Genomic DNA, 20,835 nt, shown 5'->3' with positions numbered 1-20,835 from the left:
CCGAAGGCGGAGGCGCACCCCCACCAGTCTACCAATATCACGCCGCTACCTGCCTATGGCTCCGCCAACGCCAGCGTTGTCAAACACGCGCCGCCGCCGCGGCAGGAAAGCATCGACGACACGCTGATGAAGGAGCTTGAAGTCTCGCTGGACCAGCCTCGCGCCGGCGGCCCGGTGACCAAACCGGCTGCCAAGGCGCCGCAGTCGCTCGACGATGAAATGACCAAGCTTCTGGGCGAACTTTCAAGCCAGAAGAGATGACTGTCGGCCAAGCCGGCCGTCAGCTCGGAATTTGGACCGGGTGGCGTTAGCTTTGGTTTGTTTGGGTAGACGCGCCGGTCAACAAAAATGGCCGGAAAGTCCGGCCATTTTGATAGTTGCCTCGACGTGAGCTGCGCTTAACGCGGCCCGGAAGCGACGCATCAGTCGTCGCGATAGACCTTTTCGCGGCGCTCGTGCCTTTCCTGCGCTTCAATCGACAAGGTGGCGATCGGACGTGCGTCGAGCCGCTTCAACGCAATCGGCTCGCCTGTTTCCTCGCAATAGCCATAAGTGCCTTCGTCGATGCGCTGTAGCGCCGAATCGATCTTTGAGATGAGTTTTCGCTGACGGTCGCGGGCTCTGAGCTCAATGGCGCGGTCGGTTTCCGAAGAGGCGCGATCGGCAAGATCGGGATGGTTGGCGTTTTCTTGTTGCAGGATTTCGAGAGTTTCACGCGCTTCGCGCAATATGTCATTTTTCCAGGTGACGAGCTTCAGGCGGAAGTAGGATTTCTGCCGCTCGTTCATGAACGGCTCGTCTTCGGAGGGTACGTAATCGGCGGTAACGATGTCGTTCATTCGACTCACCCAAACAGCCCCAAATTTGGCGCTTATATATTCGCCACCTGACGCCTGCACAAGCGCAATCGGCCACCGGGTCACGCAATTGTTAAAGTGCCCCAACGGCCTTGATCGGAGCAAGATCAAGCTGTTCCGGCGACAGGGCGCGCCCACCCTTTGCCACCTTACCCCGTAGTATTCGTCGTGCCGGAGAACACGAACCATTGTGCGCCGGGCCGTTCTTGTGGCTAATCGCGGTGCGACTTCGGCATTCAGCATCACGGGGGTTGGGTGAGCAGGCTCTATCTGTTACGGCACGCCAAGGCCGGCTGGGCACAGCCCGGCATGCGCGATTTCGATCGCCCGCTCGACGCATCCGGCCGCGCCGATGCCGACTTGATAGGCGCCGCCATGCGGTCTCGCGGCTATGTTCCGGACCTGACATTGTGCTCCAATGCCAAGCGCGCCAGGGAAACGCTCGAAGGCCTGGCCGGCCAGACAGACACCGGCAAGGTCCTGTTTTTCGACACGCTCTACAGCGAAGACGCGGCCGGTTACCTCAGCCTTATCCGGGAGCACGGCGGCCCCGGTTCATTGCTGGTCATCGGCCACAACCCGATGACTGAGGATCTTGCCATGGCGGTGTCGGGCGACGGCGACGAGACGGCACGGGCCATGCTCAATTATGGCTTCCCCACGTCGGGGCTGGCGGTCGTGCGTTTCCTGGATGATCTGACAAAGGCAGCCCAGGAAGCGGGTTATCTCGAAGCGTTTCTGACACCGGCCGATCTTTGACGTCGATCTCCGGTGGCATTCCAAAGCCGGGTTCCAGAGCCTATATCGGACGGACTGAAGCCCGAGAGACCGCATTTTGGCATCATCGCTGACCACCTTCACCGACGAGGCGAGAATTGCCCTCGATACGCTGTCGGGACGCGCCACCGGGCTCTTTTCTCCGTCGCTGCGATTGGGTGTCACTGGCCTTTCGCGCGCCGGCAAGACGGTGTTCATCTCAGCCCTCGTCCACAATCTCATCCACGGCGGGCGCCTGCCGCTGTTCGAGGCCCAGAAATCTGGGCGCATCGCGCGCGCCTTCCTCGAAGAACAGCCCGATGACGCCGTGCCGCGCTTCCAGTACGAGGACCACATCGCCGCATTGGACAGCGACCGCGTCTGGCCTGATTCGACGCGCGCCATTTCGGAGCTGCGGCTGACGATCGAATATGAATCGGCCTCCGGCTGGAGCCGCATGTTCTCATCAGGCAAACTGTCGATCGATATCGTCGACTATCCCGGCGAATGGCTGCTCGACCTGCCATTACTCGGCAAATCCTTCGCTGATTTTTCGTGCGAAGCTTTTGAAATGGCCACGCTGCCCGTGCGCGAGGATTTGTCGCGGGCCTGGCGGGCGATCGCCGCCGAGATCGACCCGAACGCCGACGCCGACGAGATGACGGCACGCCACCAGGCCGAAAGCTTCGCCGCCTATCTCAAGGCTTGCAAGCTTGACGAGCGGGCGCTTTCGACGTTGCCGCCCGGCCGCTTCCTGATGCCTGGCGATCTCGAAGGCTCACCGGCGCTGACCTTCGCGCCGCTGGCCGGCCTCGACGACAGGCGCCCGCGTCCAGGGTCGCTGCACGCCATGATGGAGAGGCGCTACGAAGCCTACAAGACGCATGTCGTCAAACCTTTCTTCCGCGAGCACATCACGCGTCTCGACCGCCAGATCGTGCTGATAGACGCCATGCAGGCGCTGAACGCCGGCCCCGGCGCGATGGCCGACCTGGAGCGGGCGGTGACCGAGATCCTGGCCTGTTTCCGCCCCGGCCGGGCCAGCTTCCTCACCGACCTCTTTTCACGGCGCATCGATCGCATTCTGGTCGCCGCGACCAAGGCCGATCATCTGCACCATGAAAGCCATGACCGGCTGCAGGCGATCGTGCGGCGGCTGGCCGATCGCGCCGTGGCGCGGGCGAATTTTACCGGCGCCGACGTCGACGTGGTCGCCATGGCGGCGGTGCGCGCGACGCGCGAAGGCTCGGTCAAGCAGGGCCGTGAGACGTTGCCTGTTATCATCGGCACGCCGATAGCCGGCGAGAAGATCAACGGCGAAACATTCGATGGAAAGACGGAAACAGCCATATTTCCCGGTGACTTACCGGAGAAAATTGATGAGGTGTTTGATCTTTCGAGGCCCGACCAAAGGCAGGATTCCGCCGACCCGGCAATCCGCTTCGTCCGGTTCCGCCCGCCAAAGCTTGAATGCACGGCCGAGGGCGTCACGCTGTCCTTGCCGCATATCAGGCTCGACCGTGCCTTGCAGTTCCTGATCGGAGACCATCTGGCATGACCGCGCCCCGCAAGCCGGCGGCATTCCGCATCGAGCCGGAAGCCGAGACGAGACAACAGAGACAACAGACGCCAGGCGCGCGCCAGACGGAACCGCCGCGCAAACCTCGAGCCATGAAAGCCGATGTTGCGCTGGTCATACCGGCGGAGATCGATGTTTTCGGCGAACCCGACATGATTACCGCAGAACCGCCGCCGGCGATCGGCTCCAGAAAACGCTCGCTGCTTGGCAGCATCTTCTTCGGCGCCATGGGCGTGCTGGTTTCGCTGGCGGTCGGCCTGTGGACCGACCAGCTGATCCGCGATCTCTTCGCCCGCGCCGAATGGCTGGGCTGGCTGGCCGCCGGCATGGCTGCTACCGCCGTGCTGGCGCTCGCGGTGATCCTGATCCGAGAATTCCTGGCGATCGCTCGCCTCGCCGAAGTCGAAAAACTGCAAAAGCGGGCGCTCGATGCCATCGCGCGCGACGATCCCAAGGCGGCACGATCGGTGGTCGACGAGCTTTCGGCTTTCGTCGCGGCCAAGCCTGAGACCGCTGCCGGCAGGCGCGCACTGGCCGAGTTGCGCGGCGAAATTATCGACGGCGGCAATCTGGTGCGTCTGGCCGAAGCGGAAATTCTGGGCCCCCTCGATGCCAGGGCGAAGGTGATGATTCTCGAGGCCGCCAAACGCGTCTCTCTGGTGACGGCGGTGAGCCCCCGTGCGCTCGTCGACGTCGCCTACGTCGTGTTCGAGGCCGGACGCCTCATTCGCCGCCTGTCGGAACTCTATGGCGGGCGGCCGGGAACGCTGGGTTTCTTTCGCCTGGCGCGCAGCGTGCTGGCGCATCTGGCGGTCACCGGCTCGATCGCCGTCGGCGACAGTTTTGTCCAGCAGATCGTCGGTCACGGCTTGGCGGCGCGTCTCTCGGCCAAGCTTGGCGAGGGTGTCGTCAACGGCATGATGACGGCGCGCATCGGCATCGCGGCGATGGAGACGGCACGCCCCCTGCCCTTCAGTGCCGCGAAGCGTCCGGGGCTGGGCGATTTCCTGTCCGCACTGACATCATTCGCCGCCAGGAAAGACGCCGAAACGGCCGACGCCGGCAAATAGTGTGCCGCTCATCGGGGATGGTAAGCGGATTGCCGTTTCGAACGGCTTGCAGTGACGAAGCATTAACCAATATTCTTCATGGTCGGACTGGTTTCAAACAGCCTCGTTGTTGCCGGGTGTCGTCGATGAAAAGCGTAATTCTGTCCAGCGTCCTGCCCCTGGCGGCCGCGATCACAGCAGTCGTCGGTGTTGCTTCGGGCGCTTCCGCGGCGGAACCGGACAAGCAGTTCTTCCAGTCGGCAGAAGGCAAGTGGGTCGGCCCGGGCGAGATCGTCGCCGGCAAGTACAAGGGCACCAAATTCAACTGCAGCTTCACCGGTTCCACGCCCGACGGCAAGATGGGCATGACACTCGATGGCGGTTGCCGGGTCGGCATGTTCACACAGCCGATGTCAGCCAAGATCGAGCGCAAGGGCCGCGATTACAAGGGCTCCTTCATGGGCGGTTCTGCCGGTGCTGGCCTCGACATCATCGGCGGTAATGTCGTCGATTCCCGCAAGGTGGTCTTCACCATCAACCGCAACCAGCTTCGCGGAGTGATGCAGGCCCGCATTCCCGACGATAATTCGATGACCGTGACGGTTGCGGTCCGCGTCCAGGACCAGTTGGTGCCGGTCATCGGCATGAGCCTGAAGCGCGTCGACGCCGTCGAAGTCGGCTCAATCGCGCCGAACTGAGCGCTTATCGCGCCTTACTCAATAGCCAAAACAAGGAGGCGGCAGCCCATCACTACCGCCTTTCACAACAGTCGAACCGGGCGTCAGCCCTTGATCGCTGCAGTCACCTCGTCATAGGCCTTGCAGGCGTCGACCTCCGATTGCGGCAAGATGCAACGCAGCGTCCGCCTCAACTTGTGGAACGCGGCTGCAACCTCGCCAGCGCTCCGGATTCGGGCTGTTCGATCCCCGCCGAAGCCCCTATTCTTTGCCCTGGCGACCAGCCTTGGCGCCTTGGTCCCGACCGCACGTGTTGCGGTCCCAACGAACGGAACGACAGGCATGGCGGCAGAGGCATCGGGCAGCGATCTGGTTCAGGTGGTGGCGCTGCTCGCCGCGGGTGTCGTCGCCGTTCCCATCTTCAAGCGCATGGGCCTCGGTTCCATTCTCGGCTATCTCGCAGCCGGTGTGGTGATCGGCCCGTTCGGCCTGCGTATCTTTTCCGAGTCCGGTGCCATTCTCCATGTCGCGGAACTCGGCGTCGTCATGTTCCTGTTCATCATCGGACTGGAAATGCAGCCGTCGCGCCTGTGGGGCCTGCGCCGCGAGATTTTCGGCCTCGGTGCGCTTCAGGTCGGGGTCTGCGCCGTCTTGTTGACCAGCGTGGGAATGGCTGGTGGTTTTCCAGTCTCGCAATCCTTCGTCGCCGGCGCCGGTTTCGTGCTGACCTCGACGGCAATCGTCATGCAGCTTCTCGAGGAGCGCGGCGAAATCGCCTCGCCGAAAGGCCAGCGTATTGTCTCCATCCTGCTTCTGGAAGATCTGACCATCGTGCCACTGCTGGCCCTGATCGCCTTCCTGGCGCCCGGCGGTGCCGACACCAGCCTGTCGGAGCGGCTGACCGAGGTCGGCATCGGCCTTGCGGCGATTGTCGGGCTTGTGCTGGCCGGACGCTATCTGCTCAACCCTTTCTTCCGCATCCTGGCGGATGCCCGTGCCCGTGAGGTGATGACGGCCGCGGCACTTCTGGTCGTGCTCGGATCGGCACTTGCCATGCAGCTCAGCGGCCTATCGATGGCGATGGGCGCGTTCCTGGCTGGCGTTCTTCTGTCCGAATCGACCTTCCGCCATCAGCTCGAAGCCGACATCGAGCCGTTCCGCGGCATCCTGCTCGGCCTTTTCTTCCTTGCGGTCGGCATGTCGCTGGACCTGCATGTGGTGGCGGCGAACTGGAAGCTCATCGCTGTCTATGTCGTCGCCTACATGGTGATGAAGGCTCTCGGCATCTACATCGTCGCCCGCATCCTCAGAACAGGCCATCGTGAAGCGCTCGAACGCGCGGTCTTTATGGCGCAGGGCGGCGAATTCGCCTTCGTCCTCTATTCCGCCGCCGCTGCCGTCGGCATCATCGACAGCCAGGCCAACGCTACCCTGACGGCGATCGTCATCATCTCCATGGTACTTACACCCCTGGCGATCATCGCATTGCGGTACGTCACCCCGCGCGACGAGCAGTCACTCGACGGAGTCGATGTCGCCGACGGCCTGACCGGCAGCGTGCTGGTCATCGGCTTTGGCCGTTTCGGCCAGATCGCCAGCCAGCCGCTGCTGCTGCGCGGTATCGACGTATCGATCATCGACAATGACGTGGAGATGATCCAGGCGGCAGCCGATTTCGGCTTCAAGGTCTATTATGGCGACGGCACCCGGCTAGACATCCTGCATGCCGCCGGTGCCGGCCGGGCACGTGCCGTGCTCATCTGCGTAGACAAACCCGATGCCGCTGTCCGCATCGCGGAACTCGTCAAGGCCGAGTTTCCTTTGCTGACCGTCCTAGCCCGAGCCTTCGATCGGGGCACCGCGCTGCAGCTCATCCGCGTCGGCGTCGACTACCAGCTGCGCGAGACTTTCGAATCGGCACTGGTTTTCGGCGGCTCGGCCCTGGAGTCGCTTGGTGTCGATCCCGAAGAGGTCGCGGATACGATCGAAGACGTCAGGCGCCGCGACGCCGCCCGTTTCGAAACCCAGCTCGCCGAAGGCATTCGCGCCGGACAACGTTTCCTGAGAGGCAATATCGGCACGCCCATTCCCACCCCCCTCACCCAGCCGCGCCGCACCGGCCAGGCCCTCAATGAAGAGACGGCGGGCGTTCTGCACAAATCCGAAACCGCCGATTGAACAGGGAAACAAGCATGGAATTGGATGGCAGAGCCCTGTCGGTCACCAAATTCTGGCGTGACGCCGGCGAGGATGCCTGGTTCGAGAAGAGCGACGCCTTCGACACCGCGTTTCGCGACCAGTTTCTCGACCTGCACTATGCAGCCGCCCGGCGGGAGTGCGATAACTGGTCAAATCACGCCGAAGGCTCGCTGGCCCTGATGATCCTGCTCGACCAGTTTCCGCGCAATTGCTTTCGCGGCACCGGCCACATGTATGCCACCGACCCGCTGGCAAAGCATTTCGCTGAAAAAGCTGTCATGGCCGGCCAGGATCGGCTGCTCGAACCGGAGTTCCGCGTGTTCCTCTACCTGCCGTTCGAACATTCGGAACTGCTCGCCGATCAGAAGAGGTCGGTGGAACTCACCCGGGCCAATGCGCCGGACAATCTCAAATACGCCGAAGAGCACCGCGACATCATCCAGCGCTTCGGCCGCTTTCCGCACCGCAACAGGATACTTGGCCGCGAAACCACGGCAGAGGAAAAGGCATTCCTGGACAAAGGCGGTTTCTCAGGCTGACGCCTGCTACCGCAGCCACCAGTCACGGCCGGATGGCAACCGCTCGATGCCGGCCGCGTCGACGGCGTCCAGGCGCTCCGACACACCTCGCCCACCCACGGCAAGATCCGGCGCGATCTCGGCCAGCGGCGCCAGCACGAAGGCGCGCTCCAGCATGCGCGGATGCGGCACTTCCAGCCCGGTCTCGTGGATAATGCGGTCATCGAACACCAGAATGTCGATATCGATCAGCCGGGGCCCCCAGCGCTCTTCGCGCACGCGCTTCAGTCTGCGCTCGGCATCGAGACAGAGATCAAGCAGCGCCCGCGGCGAGAGCCGCGTCGAGAGTTCGGCGGCCGCGTTGAGAAAATCCGGCTGGTCGAGCTTGCCCCAGGGCGGCGTGCGGTAGAGCGAGGAGACGGCGGTGACGCGCGTCTCCGCATCGGCGTCGAGAATACGCAGTGCCGCGGCCATCGAGGCCGCCGGGTCCCCCAGATTGCCGCCAAGGCTGAGATAGACGGTGTTACTCGGGCCAGACAACGGTCACCTCGACGTAATCGAGCACGCCGGGCACCGGCGCGTTTGGCTTGCGCACGGTGATTTCGGCCTTCCTGATCTGGGGAAACCGCTCGGTCAGCGCCTTTGCCACCTCCATTGCCAGGGCCTCGATCAGAAAACGCCGCTCACCGGTGATGATCTTCTCGATCACCGCGAAGGCGATGCCGTAATTGACCGTTTCGCCGATGGCGTCGTCGACAAGCGCGCGCCCGGGTTCGACCGAGAGCACCGCGTCGACATAGAAACGCTGGCCGAGCGTCTCTTCCTCGTCCAGCACGCCATGCCGGGCAAAGAAAGCGCAGTTCTTCAGGCGGATGACATACATGGCTCAGCGTCCTGGTCTGTTAGGGCGAGGTGCGTCCACCTGGAGGCACAAGTACGCTCTAACACTTTTGAATCTACGCATCGTGCTTGCCGCAAATCTATTCCGATTTTCGGGCCGATGCGGCGGTGTCACGCGCCAGCATAGCATCCGCCACCGCCAGCGCGTCCACGTTGATTGCGACATCATGGACGCGAAACAGATGCGCGCCCTTGAGCCTGAGAATGACGCTGGTCGCCGCCGTCCCGACAGCGCGGTCGGCTGCATCGCGGCCGGTGACGGTGCCGATGAAGCGTTTTCGCGAGGTGCCGACCATCAACGGCAAGCCGAGCGCGTGGAGTTCGGAGAACCGCGCCATCAGGTCGAGGTTTTCCTCGGCCGTCTCCTTGGCGAAGCCAAAGCCGGGATCGAGCACGATATGGTCGTCGGCCACACCGTGCTCGCGGGCGATCTCCAGTGATTTTTCCAGGAATACAAACTGGTCGGCGATCACGTCGGGCAGCTTCTCGCGATCCCGCCCGGTATGCATGATAATCAGCCCGGCGCCGGTTTCGGCCGCGACACGCGCAATGTCGGGCTCGCGCTGCAGACCCCAGACATCGTTGACGATATGCGCGCCGGCGGCCACCGCAAGCCGCGCGGTTTCTGCACGATAGGTGTCGACCGAAATCAGCACCTCGCCGGAGCGCGCCAAAGCCTCGATCACGGGTAGGATACGCGCCTGTTCCTCGCTGGCCGATATCGCGGCGAAACCGGGGCGCGTCGATTCTCCGCCGACATCGATAATCCCGGCCCCTTCCCCGACCATGCGATGCGCCTGGCCCAGCGCCGTTTCGGGTGCATCAAACAGGCCACCGTCGGAAAAACTGTCGGGGGTGACGTTGAGGATACCGACGACCACGGCCTTGCGGCCAAGATCGAGATGGCGTCCGTGGGCCAGTTGCCATCGCCTCGCCGTCATTGCTCGTCAACCATGGGCCTATCAAGGATGTGCGATCCGCATCGGGTCAATTCCGTTGCGCCGGCAACGGCCGTAAAGCAAGGTGACCGAAGAGGCAACATGATGAAACGATCCCTGCTCTGCGCATTGCTGCTTGCCGTGACCGCCATTCCGGCGGGCGCGGCCAATCTGGTGAAGACATACAGCTATTTTTCCGTTGGCGGCAGCACCCTCGACGATATCGAGGCGCAGCTTTCCAAACATGGGCCGCAGGTCAAAAGCACGGGCTTGCGCCATCCTGGTGCGACCCGGATGGCCTTCACCACTCGCATCAGCTACGCCACGCGTGCCGGCTCCTGCCGGATCGCGGACGCCGTCGTGACCATCAAGGTCAAGGTGATCCTCCCCGAATGGCGCCGCCCACGCAAGGCCGATGCCGATGTGCGGCTGTTCTGGGATACGCTGGCCGCGGACATCAAGCGCCATGAGGAGCGCCATGTCGAGATCGCCAAGAACCATGCCCGCGAACTGGAAGACGCGCTGAAGGCGACCTATCCGCAGAAGGATTGCGATACGGCTAAGGCCAAGGCCGCCGAAATCACCGCCGCCATTCTCGCCAAGCACGACCGCGCCCAGGTTCAGTTCGATCGCGTCGAAAGCGTCAATTTCGAAAGCCGCATCCTGCGGCTCCTGCATTATCGCGTCGAGCGCATCAAGAACGGCCAGCTGCCGCCACCGGCGTGAATTCCTCTGCACGCCGGTGCAAGCCAACCGAGCCGAAGCGTAGTGCCAGCTTCGAAAAATTTTCGAGTGGCCGTCGAAATCGGCCTATAGGGAACGACATATCACGGGTTGACAGGGCACAACCCTCGAAGCACGAGCACCAGGACCGATCGCGCGGCGGATGCATCAGGCAAGCCCAAGCGGTGATCCCAACAGTGCGCAAGCGCATGGACAAAGGACTATGGACCAGGCTGTCGACAAGCAGACCATGGCGGCTGCAGCCACACCGCTGACCGAAATCGAGAAGAACGCCATCATCGGCGGCGTTCTCCTGTCGATGCTGCTGGCTGCGCTCGACCAGACCATCGTCGCGCCGGCAATGCCGACCATCGGGCGCTCTCTCGGACATGCCGAATACCTGCCATGGGTCGTCACCGGCTACCTCTTGACCGCAACCGCCGTGGCGCCGCTCTACGGCAAGATTTCCGACGTCTATGGGCGCCGGCCGACCGTCTATGCGGCGATCCTCATCTTTCTTGCCGGGTCGCTGGTCAGTGCACTGGCCCCCAACATGTTCGTGCTGGTCCTGGGACGCGCGGTCCAGGGTGCCGGCGGCGGCGGCCTTTTCGCGCTGACGCAGACCGTGGTCGGAGACCTTGTCCCGCCGCGCGAGCGGGCGCGCTATGCAGCGTGGTTCTCCGGCACCTGGGCCGTCGCCAGCGTCGCCGGGCCGCTGCTGGGCGGCACCTTCGCGGAACATCTGCACTGGTCGCTCATCTTCTGGATCAATATCCCGCTTGGTATTTTGGCGATGGCGATCATCAACAAGCCGCTCAAGAAGCTGCCGATCGCCGCCAAGAATCACAGCATCGATGGTCTTGGCGCATTGCTTCTCATCGTGGCCACGGCACTGCTGCTGCTGGCGCTGAACTGGGGCGGCAGCGCCTATCCCTGGGTATCGCGGGAAGTCATTGGCGTCCTGATCTGCTCCGCTGTTTTCTGGGTTGCCTTTGCCCTGCGGCTGATGCGGGCGGCCGAACCACTCGTCTCGCTCGAGGTGCTGGGCAACCCGATCGTCCTTGCCGGCACTCTGTCGATGTTCCTGCTGCAGGCCTCCAGCGTCGGCCTTGCCGTCTATCTGCCCGTCTATCTGCAATCGATGCTTGGCCTGACGGCCAGCGAATCGGGCATTGCGATGCTTGGCCTTCTGCTTGGAACCGTGGGCGGCGCAGCCTCCAGCGGCCGCCTGATACCACGCTTCGTCCATTACAAGCGCATCGCGATGGTCGGCGTCTTCTTCGCCATTCTGTGCCTTGGCTTGCTCGCCCTTGTCGCCGGCCATGCATCGCTGCTTGTTGTCGAAATCCTGACCATCTGCGTGGGATTGGGAACCGGGACGACTTTTCCGGTGACCACGGTCTCCGTGCAGAACGGCGTCGACCACATGCATCTTGGCGTCGCGACGGGCGTGCTGACCTTCCTGCGTTCGCTGGGCAGTGCATTGGGTGTCGCAATGCTCGGCGCCGTCGCTCTGGGCTTTGGGCTGCCGCTGGCCGGCGAAGGCGTGCAGATGGCCGGACATGCCGCATCGGTCCAGCCCTTCGTGATGATCTTTCTTGTCGCGGCCGCCACGTTGGTGCTGGGGCTCATCACACTGGCGCTGATGCCCGAGAAAGAGCTTCGCGGTCATGTCGACACTCCGGCGCCGATCCTGGCGGAGTAGAGTGGCAGAAAAGGGCTTGGTGGTTTTTCGCCGTAAAGCAATTCCCAGGAACGTGTGACGCGGTTTTCCGTCCGGAATTGCATCAATGCCCTAGCCGGAAACGCCAAGCTTCTTCTGCAGGCTGGTGGACGAGGTCGTGTACTGGAACACGATTCGCTCCCCCGGGTTGACGATGCGTTTGGCCGCCTGCGCCATCAGCGCCACCTCGTGGAATCCCGACAAGATCAGCTTCAGCTTGCCCGGATACCAGTTGATGTCACCGACGGCGAAGATCCCGGGCACCGAGGTCTGGAACTTCTCGGTATCGACCGGGATCAGATTCTCGTGGAGGTTGAGCCCCCATTCAGCGATCGGCCCGAGCTTCATCGTCAGGCCGAAGAAAGGCAGCATGCGCGTGCAAGGCACCTCGATGTCGCCGTCTGGACCACCTTTGATTGTCGCCGATGACAGCTGGCCGTCGGCGCCGGCGAGCCCGGTCACCTGGCCGACCCTGAATTCCAGCTGCTTCATCTCCTGCATCGCATACATCTTGTTGACGCTGTCGGGCGCCGCGCGGAACTCGGGCCTGCGATGCACCAACGTCACGCTTTTGGCCACCGGCTGAAGGTTGAGCGTCCAGTCGAGTGCCGAATCGCCACCGCCAACAATGACAAGGTCGTGGCCGCGAAAATCCTCCATCCGTCGCACCGAATAGAAGACGCTTTTGCCTTCATAGGCTTCGACGCCGGGAATCGGCGGGCGTTTGGGCTGGAATGAGCCGCCGCCGGCGGCGATCACCACCACCTTGGCCTCGAACACCTCGTTCTCGTCGGTGGTGACGCGAAAGCTGCCGTCTTCCAGCGTCTCGAGGCTGGAAACCATGCGGTTGTAGGTGAGGTCAGGCTTGAACGGGTGGATCTGCTCGAGGAGCTTCTCGACCAGCCCCTGTGCCGAGATCGAAGGCCAGCCGGGAATGTCGTAGATCGGCTTCTCCGGATAGAGTTCCGCGCACTGGCCGCCGGGCTTGTCGAGAATGTCGATCAGGCGGCACTTCAGGTCCAACAGGCCGAGTTCGAACACGGCAAACAGGCCGACCGGCCCTGCCCCGACAATGAGGACGTCTGTCTTGATGATGCCGGTCATGCGGTGTGCCTCGCTGCTGGATTGGCGCGAGACTGCATGACCGCCGGCCTGCTGCCAAGCGGCAGCAGGAAAAATCGGCTGTTCAGCCCTGTCGCTCCGGTACCCGCACCACCAGGCCGTCGAGTGCGTCGCGCACCTTGATCTGGCAGGACAGCCGCGAGTTCGGCTGGACGTCATAGGCAAAGTCCAGCATGTCCTCTTCCATCGCTTCCGGCTCGCCGACTTCCGCCGTCCATGCCTCATCGACATAGACATGGCAGGTTGCGCAGGCACAGGCGCCGCCGCACTCCGCCTCGATCCCCGGCACGGCGTTGCGGATGGCGTTTTCCATGACCGTCGAGCCGTTTTCGGCGTCCACGTCGAACTGTGTGCCGTCATGGGCGATGAAGGTCAGCTTGGTCATTTGTCACCTGAAGGGAGTTTCCGCCGAGATAATCACTCTGGCAGACAAGTCAACTGCCGCGCGAAAGCGCCGCTCGGTGACGTTTTTCCGCAAACTGGATCAGCGACTGATGGCGGCGATGAAATCGCGCACTTCGTCGATCAGCGTGCCAAGCCGCTTCAGTGTCTGGCCGTCATCAGGCCGACGCTCGATCTCGGTGGCGCAATCGGCGATGGCGAAGGCGCCGACACCGCGAGCCGACCCTTTCAATCCGTGAGCCAGCAGCAGCCGGTCCTTGAGGTCGGCATCGACTATTTTGTCGCGCACCGACTGCGCCTGCTGTACAAACAGCGCCAGCACTTCCTGCTCCAGGCTGCGGTCACCCATCGTCTGCCGGGCAAGGTGTGCCAAATCGACCGGCCTGGACCGCGCCGTTCCCGATACGTCGCCCCCGGGCATTGAGAAGGCAATGCCGCTTTCGCTACGCATGAACTCGAACTCCGTTTTCTTCGGCCGCCTGAAAAACTAGGCGAATCCAATGGATAACGGGTTAACGAATGGCCCGGAAAAATGTTGCGAAAGCGGCGCCCAAATCACGGTTCCGTTAACCTTATATTTAAAGTTTTACGTATCCCGCCGAATGCATGTTTTCTTTACCCCCCTGTGTCATTACGATACGAGGGTCCATTTTCAGCCTCCTGCGCGGGGGTACCACAAACAGAATTATAAGCCCGCGGCAGCTAGTACAGGGTAGCGAAGGCATGGCGAAGAAACCAACGACAACGACCAGAACTCTCGACAGCGATGTGGCCAGGGAGCTCGAAAAAGCACTCGATTTCGACCTCAGCGGTGATCTTGGCAGCGGCGACCTCGATATCGCGGCTTCGATGGAAGATCTGGAAGCGCAGATATCCCAAGCCGCCGACGAGCTGGCCCGCGAGGGGCGCGACCAGAAGCCGGCTCCCGCCGCCAATCAGGCCGAGGCCGCTCAGCCCGCGTCCAAAACCCAGCCCACGCCCAAGCCTACCGAACTGCGCCCTGTGGAAACACGCAACGGCGGCCAGCCCGCGGCGGGCTTCGCGCCTGCCAATGACGATCGCCAGAAGGACTACAAGACGCTCCTGCACAGCCTGAACAGGCGTGCCTCCAACACCGTCTATTGGGTCATTGCCTTTGTTTCGCTCGCCTGGATCGCGGGCGCCGTCGGGCTGGCCAACCTGCTTTTCGGACCGAGCATCTGGCATATCCGCACCCTTGACCAGTTCTTTGCCCGTCCCGAGCTGATTGGCCTTGCGGTCGCGGCGATCGTGCCGGTCATCCTGTTCTGGGCCTTCGCGGCGATGATTCGCCGTGCCCAGGATATGCGCATCGCCGCCCAGTCGATGACGGAAGTGGCCTTCCGCCTGACCGAGCCGGAAAACATGGCTCAGGATCGCGTCATGATGATCGGCCAAGCCGTTCGCCGCGAGGTGGCGGCCATGGGCGAAGGCATCGAACGCACGCTTGCCCGCGCGGTGGAGTTGGAAACCCTGGTCCACAGCGAAGTCAACCAGATCGAGCGCTCCTATACGGAAAACGAGAACCGGATCCGTTCGCTCGTCGACGGGCTCGGCAGCGAGCGCGAGGCGGTCGTCACCCATGCCGAGCGCGTCCGCGCCTCGATCGCCGGCGCGCATGAGACGCTCAAAGACGAAATCGGTGCCGCCAGCGACATCATTCGCGACAGCATCCTCAACGCATCGACCAAGCTGTCGATGACGATCACCAATTCCGGCGACACGCTGATCGACCGCATCAATGAAAGCTCGCTGTCGATCTTCGATTCGGTGGAAGGCCGGCTTGATACCATCACCGACCGGCTGTCGACCTCCGGCGAGGCTTTCGCCAGCCTGCTCGACACGCGCATTGCCAAGCTGACGGATACGACGGACGGCCTGACCCGGTCGTTGACCGATCTGCTCGACGATCGCACCACCGGCATGGTGTCGCTGCTCGGCGGCGCCGCGCGTACCCTCAATTCGGAATTCGAGGCCAGCCTCAACAGCATCGAGCGCACGCTCGCCGAACGCGGCCAGGCATTGATCAGCGAATTCCAGACCCGCGCCGAGGCGCTGGACACCGGCACGCAGAAACTCAACGCGGCACTCGAGGCCCGCGCGCGCCAGATCAACGAGACGCTGGTCGAACGCGCCCGTGAAATTGCCCACACCTTCGCCGAGAGCAAGGACGCGCTGGCCGCGATGATCGATCAGGGCAAGACCCAGATCGGCGCCGACATGGCCGACATCGTCACCTCGACATCGAGCATGCTGGAGGCCCGCGCTAGCGATTTCGCCGGGCGCATGGAAGCCGCGCGTCACGTCGTCTCGCGTTCCTTCGACGCCGATATCCAGCGGCTCGCCGATGCCCGCGCCGGCATCGAGGAAGCCGTCGAAAACCACAGCCGCAAACTGTCCGAAAGCCGCGAGCGCATGGCGGCCGCGATGGAGGCGGATCTGGCGAAATTCGCCGAAGGCCGCGAAGGCATCGATGCGGCGGTGACCAACCAGGTGCAGAAGCTGGCCGAAGGCCGCAACCTGATCGCGCGTGCCCTCGAAGAGGACCTGCGCAAGGTCAACGAATCGCGTGCTGCCATCGATGCCTCGCTCGGCAGTCATCTCGAAAGGCTGGAAGAAGGCCGCAACCGGCTCTCGCTGGCTCTCAACGAAGACTCCGGGAAGCTTGTGCAAGCTCGTACGATCATTGACGAAATGGTCGCCGGACATGTCGGCAAGCTGGCCGAGGGCCGCAACATACTGTCGCGCGCCCTGGAAGCAGATCTCGGCAAACTGTCCGAAAGCCGCGCCAGCATCGACGGACTGGTTGCCGGCCAGGTCGAGAAGATCGCCGAGGGCCGCGCCGTGCTCGCCAAGGCGCTCGAAAACGACATTGTCGGCATCAAGAGCCTGATCGAGACCCACTCGGCAATGCTGGCGGAAGACCGCAGCCAGCTTGGCCGTTCGCTCGAGAACGACCTCTCGGGCATCAGGACCCTGATCGACGATCATTCGGGAAGGCTCGCCAGCGACCGCAGCCTGCTGTCGCAGACGCTCGAAGCCGACCTTGCCAAACTGGCCGAAAGCCGCTCCAGCATCGACGGCCTCGTCGCCGGCCAGGTCGAGAAGCTGGCCGAGGGCCGCGACATTCTCAAGCGCGCGCTGGAATCGGACCTCAACACCATTCAGGGCGTCATATCCAGCCAGTCGGAAAAACTGGCGGAGGATCGCGGGCAGCTTTCGCGGATCCTGGAAGCCGACCTGCAGAATGTGAACAGCGTCATCGCCGACCACATGAACAGGCTGGTTCAGGATCGTTCGACTTTGTCGAAGGCTCTCGAGGACGACCTCGCCAAACTGGCCGAGAGCCGTTCCAGCATCGACGGGCTGGTCGCCGGCCAGGTCGAGAAGCTGGCCGAAGGCCGCGACATCCTGCGGCGGGCGCTGGAAGCCGACCTCAACACGATCAAGAACACCGTTGCCGACCAGTCGCAGAGGCTGGTCGATGACCGCGCCCAGTTCGCCCGGGCCCTCGAGGCTGATCTCGAAGGCGTCAACAGCCTTGTCCAGGGCCATGCCGAAAGGCTTGCACAGGACCGATCGACACTTTCCAGGGCATTGGAAGACGATCTCGCCAAACTGGCCGAGAGCCGCTCGAGTATTGATGGGCTGGTTTCGGGCCAGGTCGAGAAGCTGGCCGAAGGCCGCAACATCCTCAAGCGTGCGCTCGATGGCGATCTCGAGACGATCAGGGGCACCATTGCTGATCAGTCGCAGAAACTGGTGGATGACCGCGCACAGTTCGCCCGGGCTCTCGAAGCCGACCTTGAAAGCGTCAGCGGCTTGGTAAACAGCCACGCCGAACGGCTCGTCCAGGATCGTTCGACCCTGTCGAGGGCGCTCGAGGACGATCTTGCCAAACTGGCTGAAAGCCGTTCGAGCATCGACGGTCTGGTCGCCGGCCAGGTGGAGAAGCTGGCCGAAGGCCGCGACATTCTCACGCGCGCTCTCGAAGCCGATCTGGCCAAACTGTCCGAAAGCCGCTCCAGCATCGACGGCGTGGTCGCAGGTCAGGTGGAGAAGCTGGCCGAAGGTCGCGACATTCTCAAACGCGCGCTCGAAGCCGATCTGCAGAAGCTGACCGAAAGCCGCAGCGACATCGATGACATCATCTCCGGCCATGTCGGCAAGCTGGCTGAAGGCCGCAACATGCTGAGCCGCGCTCTGGAAGACGATCTCGGCAAGCTCGCCGAGACCCGCAAGGATGTCGATCGCTCCCTGTCCGGCCATATCGACCAGATCGCGGCCAGGAGCACCGACATTTCGGCCGCTATCGCAGCCGATGTGGACAAGATCGAGCAGGCGTTCAGCCGCCAGACCGGTATCATCGAGGAACGCGCCGGGACCATGGAGCGCGCGCTCTCGACCGGTGTCGACAATGTTCGCGGCGTGCTCGAGAGGAGCGCGGTCTTCGTTGCCGGCGCATTGCGTGAAAAGGTCCTGGAAGTCACTAGCGCGCTGCATGAGCAGGCCGGCGCGGCCTTCAGCGACGCGGACCGCAAGATCGCCGAGCGCGCCGAACAGACGTCCGCGGCCCTGTTGGCGCGGGCCGAAGATATTGCCCGTACCTTCGAGGAGGCCGATCGCCGCCTCCACGCCCGTGCGGAAGATACGTCGAACGCCTTGCTTGCCCGTGCCGACGATACCTCCAGCTCACTGCTGGCCCGTGCCTACGAAACCGCCGATCAGCTGGCTGCCCGTGCCAGCGAAATCGCCGGCACCTTCGACAGGGCGGACCAGAGGCTCGCCGCGCGCACCCAGCAAACCGCCGATCAGCTAAACGCCCGTGTAAGCGAAATCGCCGGCACCTTCGACGCGGCGGACCAGAAGCTCGCCGCGCGCGCCCGGGAAACCGCGGATCAGCTTGCTGCCCGGGCCCAGGAAACCGCCGATCATCTGTCTGCCCGCGCGGGCGAGATCGCCGGTACGTTTGACGACGCCGACCAGAAGCTGGTTGCCCGTGCCGTCGAGACGGCACAGTCGCTGGCCGCCCGCGCCGGCGACATCCTGCGCAACTTCGAAAGCGCCGACCAGAGGCTCGGCATGCGTATCGGCGAATCGGCCGAGGCGCTCGCCGCCCGAGCATCCGATCTCGGCCGTATTTTCGACGCCGCCGACCAGCAATTGGTCGCGCGCATCGCGGAAGGATCGGACGCGCTATCCAACCGTGCGTCGGAAATCGGCCGTATCTTTGACGAGGCCGACCAGCGTCTGGTTTCGCGCATCGCCGACAGCTCTTCGACGATCGGCGAGCATGCGCAGACCATCGTCGGTGCTTTCGCCAGCACCGAGCAGAGGGTCGCCGACCGTGCGCGCCAGACCGGCCAGGAACTGGCCGTGCATGCCCGCGAGATCGAGCAGGCGCTTGCCGGCGCAGACGAGCGTCTGGCATCGAGCGCGGCGGCCGCGGCCGCTCGTGTCGAGGAGCAGATCGCCGGGGTCGAGAACCGGCTCGCCAACACCACGGAAACGATCGGCCAAAAGCTCAATGAGCAGGTTTCGACCGCCGAGGCACAGCTTGTTTCGCGCGCCAATGTGATCGCGGAGACCTTTACCGCGGTAGGCCAGCATATCGGCCAAAGCACCAACGACGCCGCCAAGACGATCGGCGCCAATACCCGCGAGCTCAACTCCATGCTCGCGGCGCGGTCGGCCGAAATGTCGAAGATCCTCGATGAGACCGCACGGCCATTGGTCGAGCGCTTCGCCCAGGGCGGCTCCGAACTGCAAAAGAGCATGGAAGAGGTCACCGAACGCGCCGCCGAGAAGCTGCGCAGCGAGAATGCAGCTCTTGTCAACGCGCTCGCCAGCCGCACCGCCGAGACCTTGTCGGCGGTCGAAGGCGCCCGCTCGTCGCTGTCCGACAGCGTCGCCGACCTCATCGGCCGCATGACAAAGTCCAGTTCGCAGCTCGGTCAGTTGATCGAGCAGGCCGCGGTCAACCTCAGCCAGGTCGACGAACGCCTGACCGGCAGCACGCAAAGCTTCGCGGCCACCACCGAAAAGGCGGCTCAGACCTTTGCCAGCTCGGCGCGCCTGGTTGATTCCAACACCACGAGACTGACAGAGCTGTCGTCGTCGACCTTGCGCGAAGTGGCATCGATCGCCACCAAGTTCGACGAGCACAGCCGCCTGCTGGTCAGCGCCTCGGACCTCCTGAGCTCGGCCCAGAGCAACCTCGAGCACACGCTGGAAAGGCAGTCGTCGCTCGAAGAGCTCGCCGTCGGCCTGGTCAAGAAGTCGGAGGACCTCGAAAGGGTCATGCGCTCCTTCGAAAACCTCGTCGGTCAGACGTTGCAGAACGCCGAGGGCAAGACGCTGGAGTCCGCAGACAAGATCCGCAACGCCATCACCGATGTCGTTGATTCGGCCACCAAGCGCTTCGCCGATGCGACCGAGGAGATGCGTCGCACCGCCGGCTCGATCAAGAGCGAACTCGACCTCACCCGCGCCGAACTCAAGAAGGGCGTCATCGAGATGCCGGAAGAGGCAAAGGAATCGACCTCTGCCATCCGCCGCGCCGTCTCGGAGCAGATCAACGCCTTGAAGGAGCTTTCGGACATCGTTGCGAAGTCCGGTCGCGGTGGCGACGCCTCGGAGCCGCGCGGCCTGCGCCCGGCGCCGCCGGCGCCACGCGCCGCCGAACCGCCGCGTCGTGCCCCTGCACCGCAGCCGGAACTTCGTGCGCCGCAGGCGCCGCTGGGTGGCACGGCGCTGCGCGGCACGCTCGACCTCGATCGTCCGGCCGAAGCGCCACCGCGCCCGCGCTCCGACGCCAGTGCCCGGACGCCGCAGGGCGGCTGGGTGCGCGATCTTCTGACCGCGGCATCGAACGACGCAGACCTCGGGCCCACGGCACCGGCGGCGCCCGCGGAAGCACCGCGCGCAACCCCTGCCCAGCGCTCGCCGCTGCATGTCGTGGAATCACTGAACTCGCTCTCAGTCGACATCGCGCGAGCCATCGACCACGATGCCTCGATCGAGTTGTGGAACCGTTATCGGCGCGGCGAACGTGACGTCTTCACCCGCCGGCTCTACACGCTGAAGGGTCAGCAGACATTCGACGAGATTCGCCGCAAATATCAGGCCGAGGCCGAATTCCGCGCCGCCGTCGACCGCTACTGCGACGACTTCGAGAAGCTGCTCAAGGATGTCTCGCGCAACGATCGCGACAACATCATGGCGCAGACCTATCTGACCTCGGACACCGGTAAGGTCTACACCATGCTGGCCCACGCCAGCGGTCGCTTGCATTAAACCGGGAATTGAACAGGCGGGGCCTTGGCCTCGCCTGTGACTATCCTAAACTTTCCGGCGCATGCTGACCCTGTCCCC

The 20,835-nt window shown here is 63.5% G+C and carries 16 protein-coding genes and 1 pseudogene; 10 read left to right on the top strand and 7 right to left on the bottom strand.

Features of this window, described 5'->3' with window-relative positions; genetic code table 11:
* Window positions 1-261: pseudogene (locus FJ934_RS22195) on the top strand (hypothetical protein); the annotation flags it as partial.
* 161 nt (window positions 262-422) lie between these two features.
* On the opposite strand, the gene dksA reads toward FJ934_RS22195, so the two are convergent.
* Entirely contained in the window at window positions 423-839 is a 417-nt protein-coding gene (dksA, locus tag FJ934_RS22190; RefSeq protein WP_006202025.1) for an RNA polymerase-binding protein DksA, read from the bottom strand.
* Between the two features lie 273 nt (window positions 840-1,112).
* On the opposite strand from dksA, the gene FJ934_RS22185 reads away from it, so the two are divergent.
* From FJ934_RS22185 to FJ934_RS22160, 6 genes are all read left to right on the top strand, one after another.
* Window positions 1,113-1,616: a histidine phosphatase family protein gene (locus FJ934_RS22185; protein WP_140612447.1), complete on the top strand. Its 504-nt coding sequence runs from the start codon at window positions 1,113-1,115 to the stop codon at window positions 1,614-1,616.
* A gap of 76 nt (window positions 1,617-1,692) precedes the next feature.
* Window positions 1,693-3,171 (top strand): YcjX family protein, encoded by a 1,479-nt coding sequence (locus FJ934_RS22180; RefSeq protein WP_140612445.1) that lies wholly within the window; start codon window positions 1,693-1,695, stop codon window positions 3,169-3,171.
* On the top strand, window positions 3,168-4,262 hold the full coding sequence (locus FJ934_RS22175; protein ID WP_140612443.1) for a YcjF family protein: 1,095 nt from the start codon (window positions 3,168-3,170) through the stop codon (window positions 4,260-4,262). Before FJ934_RS22180 ends, FJ934_RS22175 begins: the two co-directional genes overlap by 4 nt.
* 125 nt (window positions 4,263-4,387) lie before the next feature.
* Window positions 4,388-4,939, top strand: coding sequence for a hypothetical protein (locus FJ934_RS22170; protein ID WP_140612441.1), 552 nt, complete (start codon window positions 4,388-4,390; stop codon window positions 4,937-4,939).
* 321 nt (window positions 4,940-5,260) lie between these two features.
* Entirely contained in the window at window positions 5,261-7,096 is a 1,836-nt protein-coding gene (locus FJ934_RS22165) for a monovalent cation:proton antiporter-2 (CPA2) family protein (RefSeq protein ID WP_140612439.1), read from the top strand.
* 14 nt (window positions 7,097-7,110) lie between these two features.
* Window positions 7,111-7,656, top strand: a complete 546-nt coding sequence (locus tag FJ934_RS22160; protein WP_140612437.1) for a DUF924 family protein — start codon at window positions 7,111-7,113, stop codon at window positions 7,654-7,656.
* Window positions 7,657-7,662: 6 nt separating this feature from the next.
* Here the strand turns inward: FJ934_RS22160 and folK are convergent, their stop codons facing one another.
* The 3 genes from folK to folP all read right to left on the bottom strand — a co-directional run bounded on the left by folK (window position 7,663) and on the right by folP (window position 9,476).
* Complete coding sequence (gene folK / locus FJ934_RS22155) at window positions 7,663-8,175, bottom strand: 2-amino-4-hydroxy-6-hydroxymethyldihydropteridine diphosphokinase (protein WP_140612435.1); 513 nt, start codon at window positions 8,173-8,175, stop codon at window positions 7,663-7,665.
* Window positions 8,159-8,518 (bottom strand): dihydroneopterin aldolase, encoded by a 360-nt coding sequence (gene folB, locus FJ934_RS22150; RefSeq protein ID WP_140612433.1) that lies wholly within the window; start codon window positions 8,516-8,518, stop codon window positions 8,159-8,161. Before folB ends, folK begins: the two co-directional genes overlap by 17 nt.
* A gap of 97 nt (window positions 8,519-8,615) precedes the next feature.
* Window positions 8,616-9,476 (bottom strand): dihydropteroate synthase, encoded by an 861-nt coding sequence (folP, locus tag FJ934_RS22145; RefSeq protein WP_140612431.1) that lies wholly within the window; start codon window positions 9,474-9,476, stop codon window positions 8,616-8,618.
* 99 nt (window positions 9,477-9,575) lie between these two features.
* Here folP and FJ934_RS22140 point away from each other — a divergent pair, with 99 nt between their 5' ends.
* Both FJ934_RS22140 and FJ934_RS22135 read left to right on the top strand, forming a co-directional pair.
* Window positions 9,576-10,199 carry a DUF922 domain-containing Zn-dependent protease gene (locus FJ934_RS22140; RefSeq protein ID WP_181165720.1) on the top strand — a complete coding sequence of 208 codons (624 nt, stop codon included), beginning with the start codon at window positions 9,576-9,578 and terminating at the stop codon, window positions 10,197-10,199.
* Window positions 10,200-10,419: 220 nt separating this feature from the next.
* Window positions 10,420-11,901, top strand: coding sequence for an MDR family MFS transporter (locus FJ934_RS22135; protein ID WP_140612427.1), 1,482 nt, complete (start codon window positions 10,420-10,422; stop codon window positions 11,899-11,901).
* A gap of 90 nt (window positions 11,902-11,991) precedes the next feature.
* Here FJ934_RS22135 and FJ934_RS22130 read toward each other — a convergent pair whose 3' ends face one another.
* The 3 genes from FJ934_RS22130 to FJ934_RS22120 all read right to left on the bottom strand — a co-directional run bounded on the left by FJ934_RS22130 (window position 11,992) and on the right by FJ934_RS22120 (window position 13,894).
* Window positions 11,992-13,023, bottom strand: coding sequence for an NAD(P)/FAD-dependent oxidoreductase (locus FJ934_RS22130; RefSeq protein WP_140612425.1), 1,032 nt, complete (start codon window positions 13,021-13,023; stop codon window positions 11,992-11,994).
* An 82-nt stretch (window positions 13,024-13,105) separates the two neighbouring features.
* Complete coding sequence (locus FJ934_RS22125; protein ID WP_010909663.1) at window positions 13,106-13,426, bottom strand: 2Fe-2S iron-sulfur cluster-binding protein; 321 nt, start codon at window positions 13,424-13,426, stop codon at window positions 13,106-13,108.
* A gap of 99 nt (window positions 13,427-13,525) precedes the next feature.
* Entirely contained in the window at window positions 13,526-13,894 is a 369-nt protein-coding gene (locus FJ934_RS22120; RefSeq protein WP_140612423.1) for an Hpt domain-containing protein, read from the bottom strand.
* 272 nt (window positions 13,895-14,166) lie between these two features.
* Here FJ934_RS22120 and FJ934_RS22115 point away from each other — a divergent pair, with 272 nt between their 5' ends.
* Window positions 14,167-20,757, top strand: a complete 6,591-nt coding sequence (locus tag FJ934_RS22115) for a kinesin (RefSeq protein ID WP_140612421.1) — start codon at window positions 14,167-14,169, stop codon at window positions 20,755-20,757.
* Window positions 20,758-20,835: the final 78 nt, after the last annotated feature.

Source organism: Mesorhizobium sp. B2-4-12, from assembly GCF_006441575.1.
Taxonomy (GTDB): Bacteria; Pseudomonadota; Alphaproteobacteria; order Rhizobiales; family Rhizobiaceae; genus Mesorhizobium.
The sequence above is the reverse complement of the archived record's forward strand: the minus strand, read 5'-3'. Positions and strand labels throughout refer to the sequence as shown.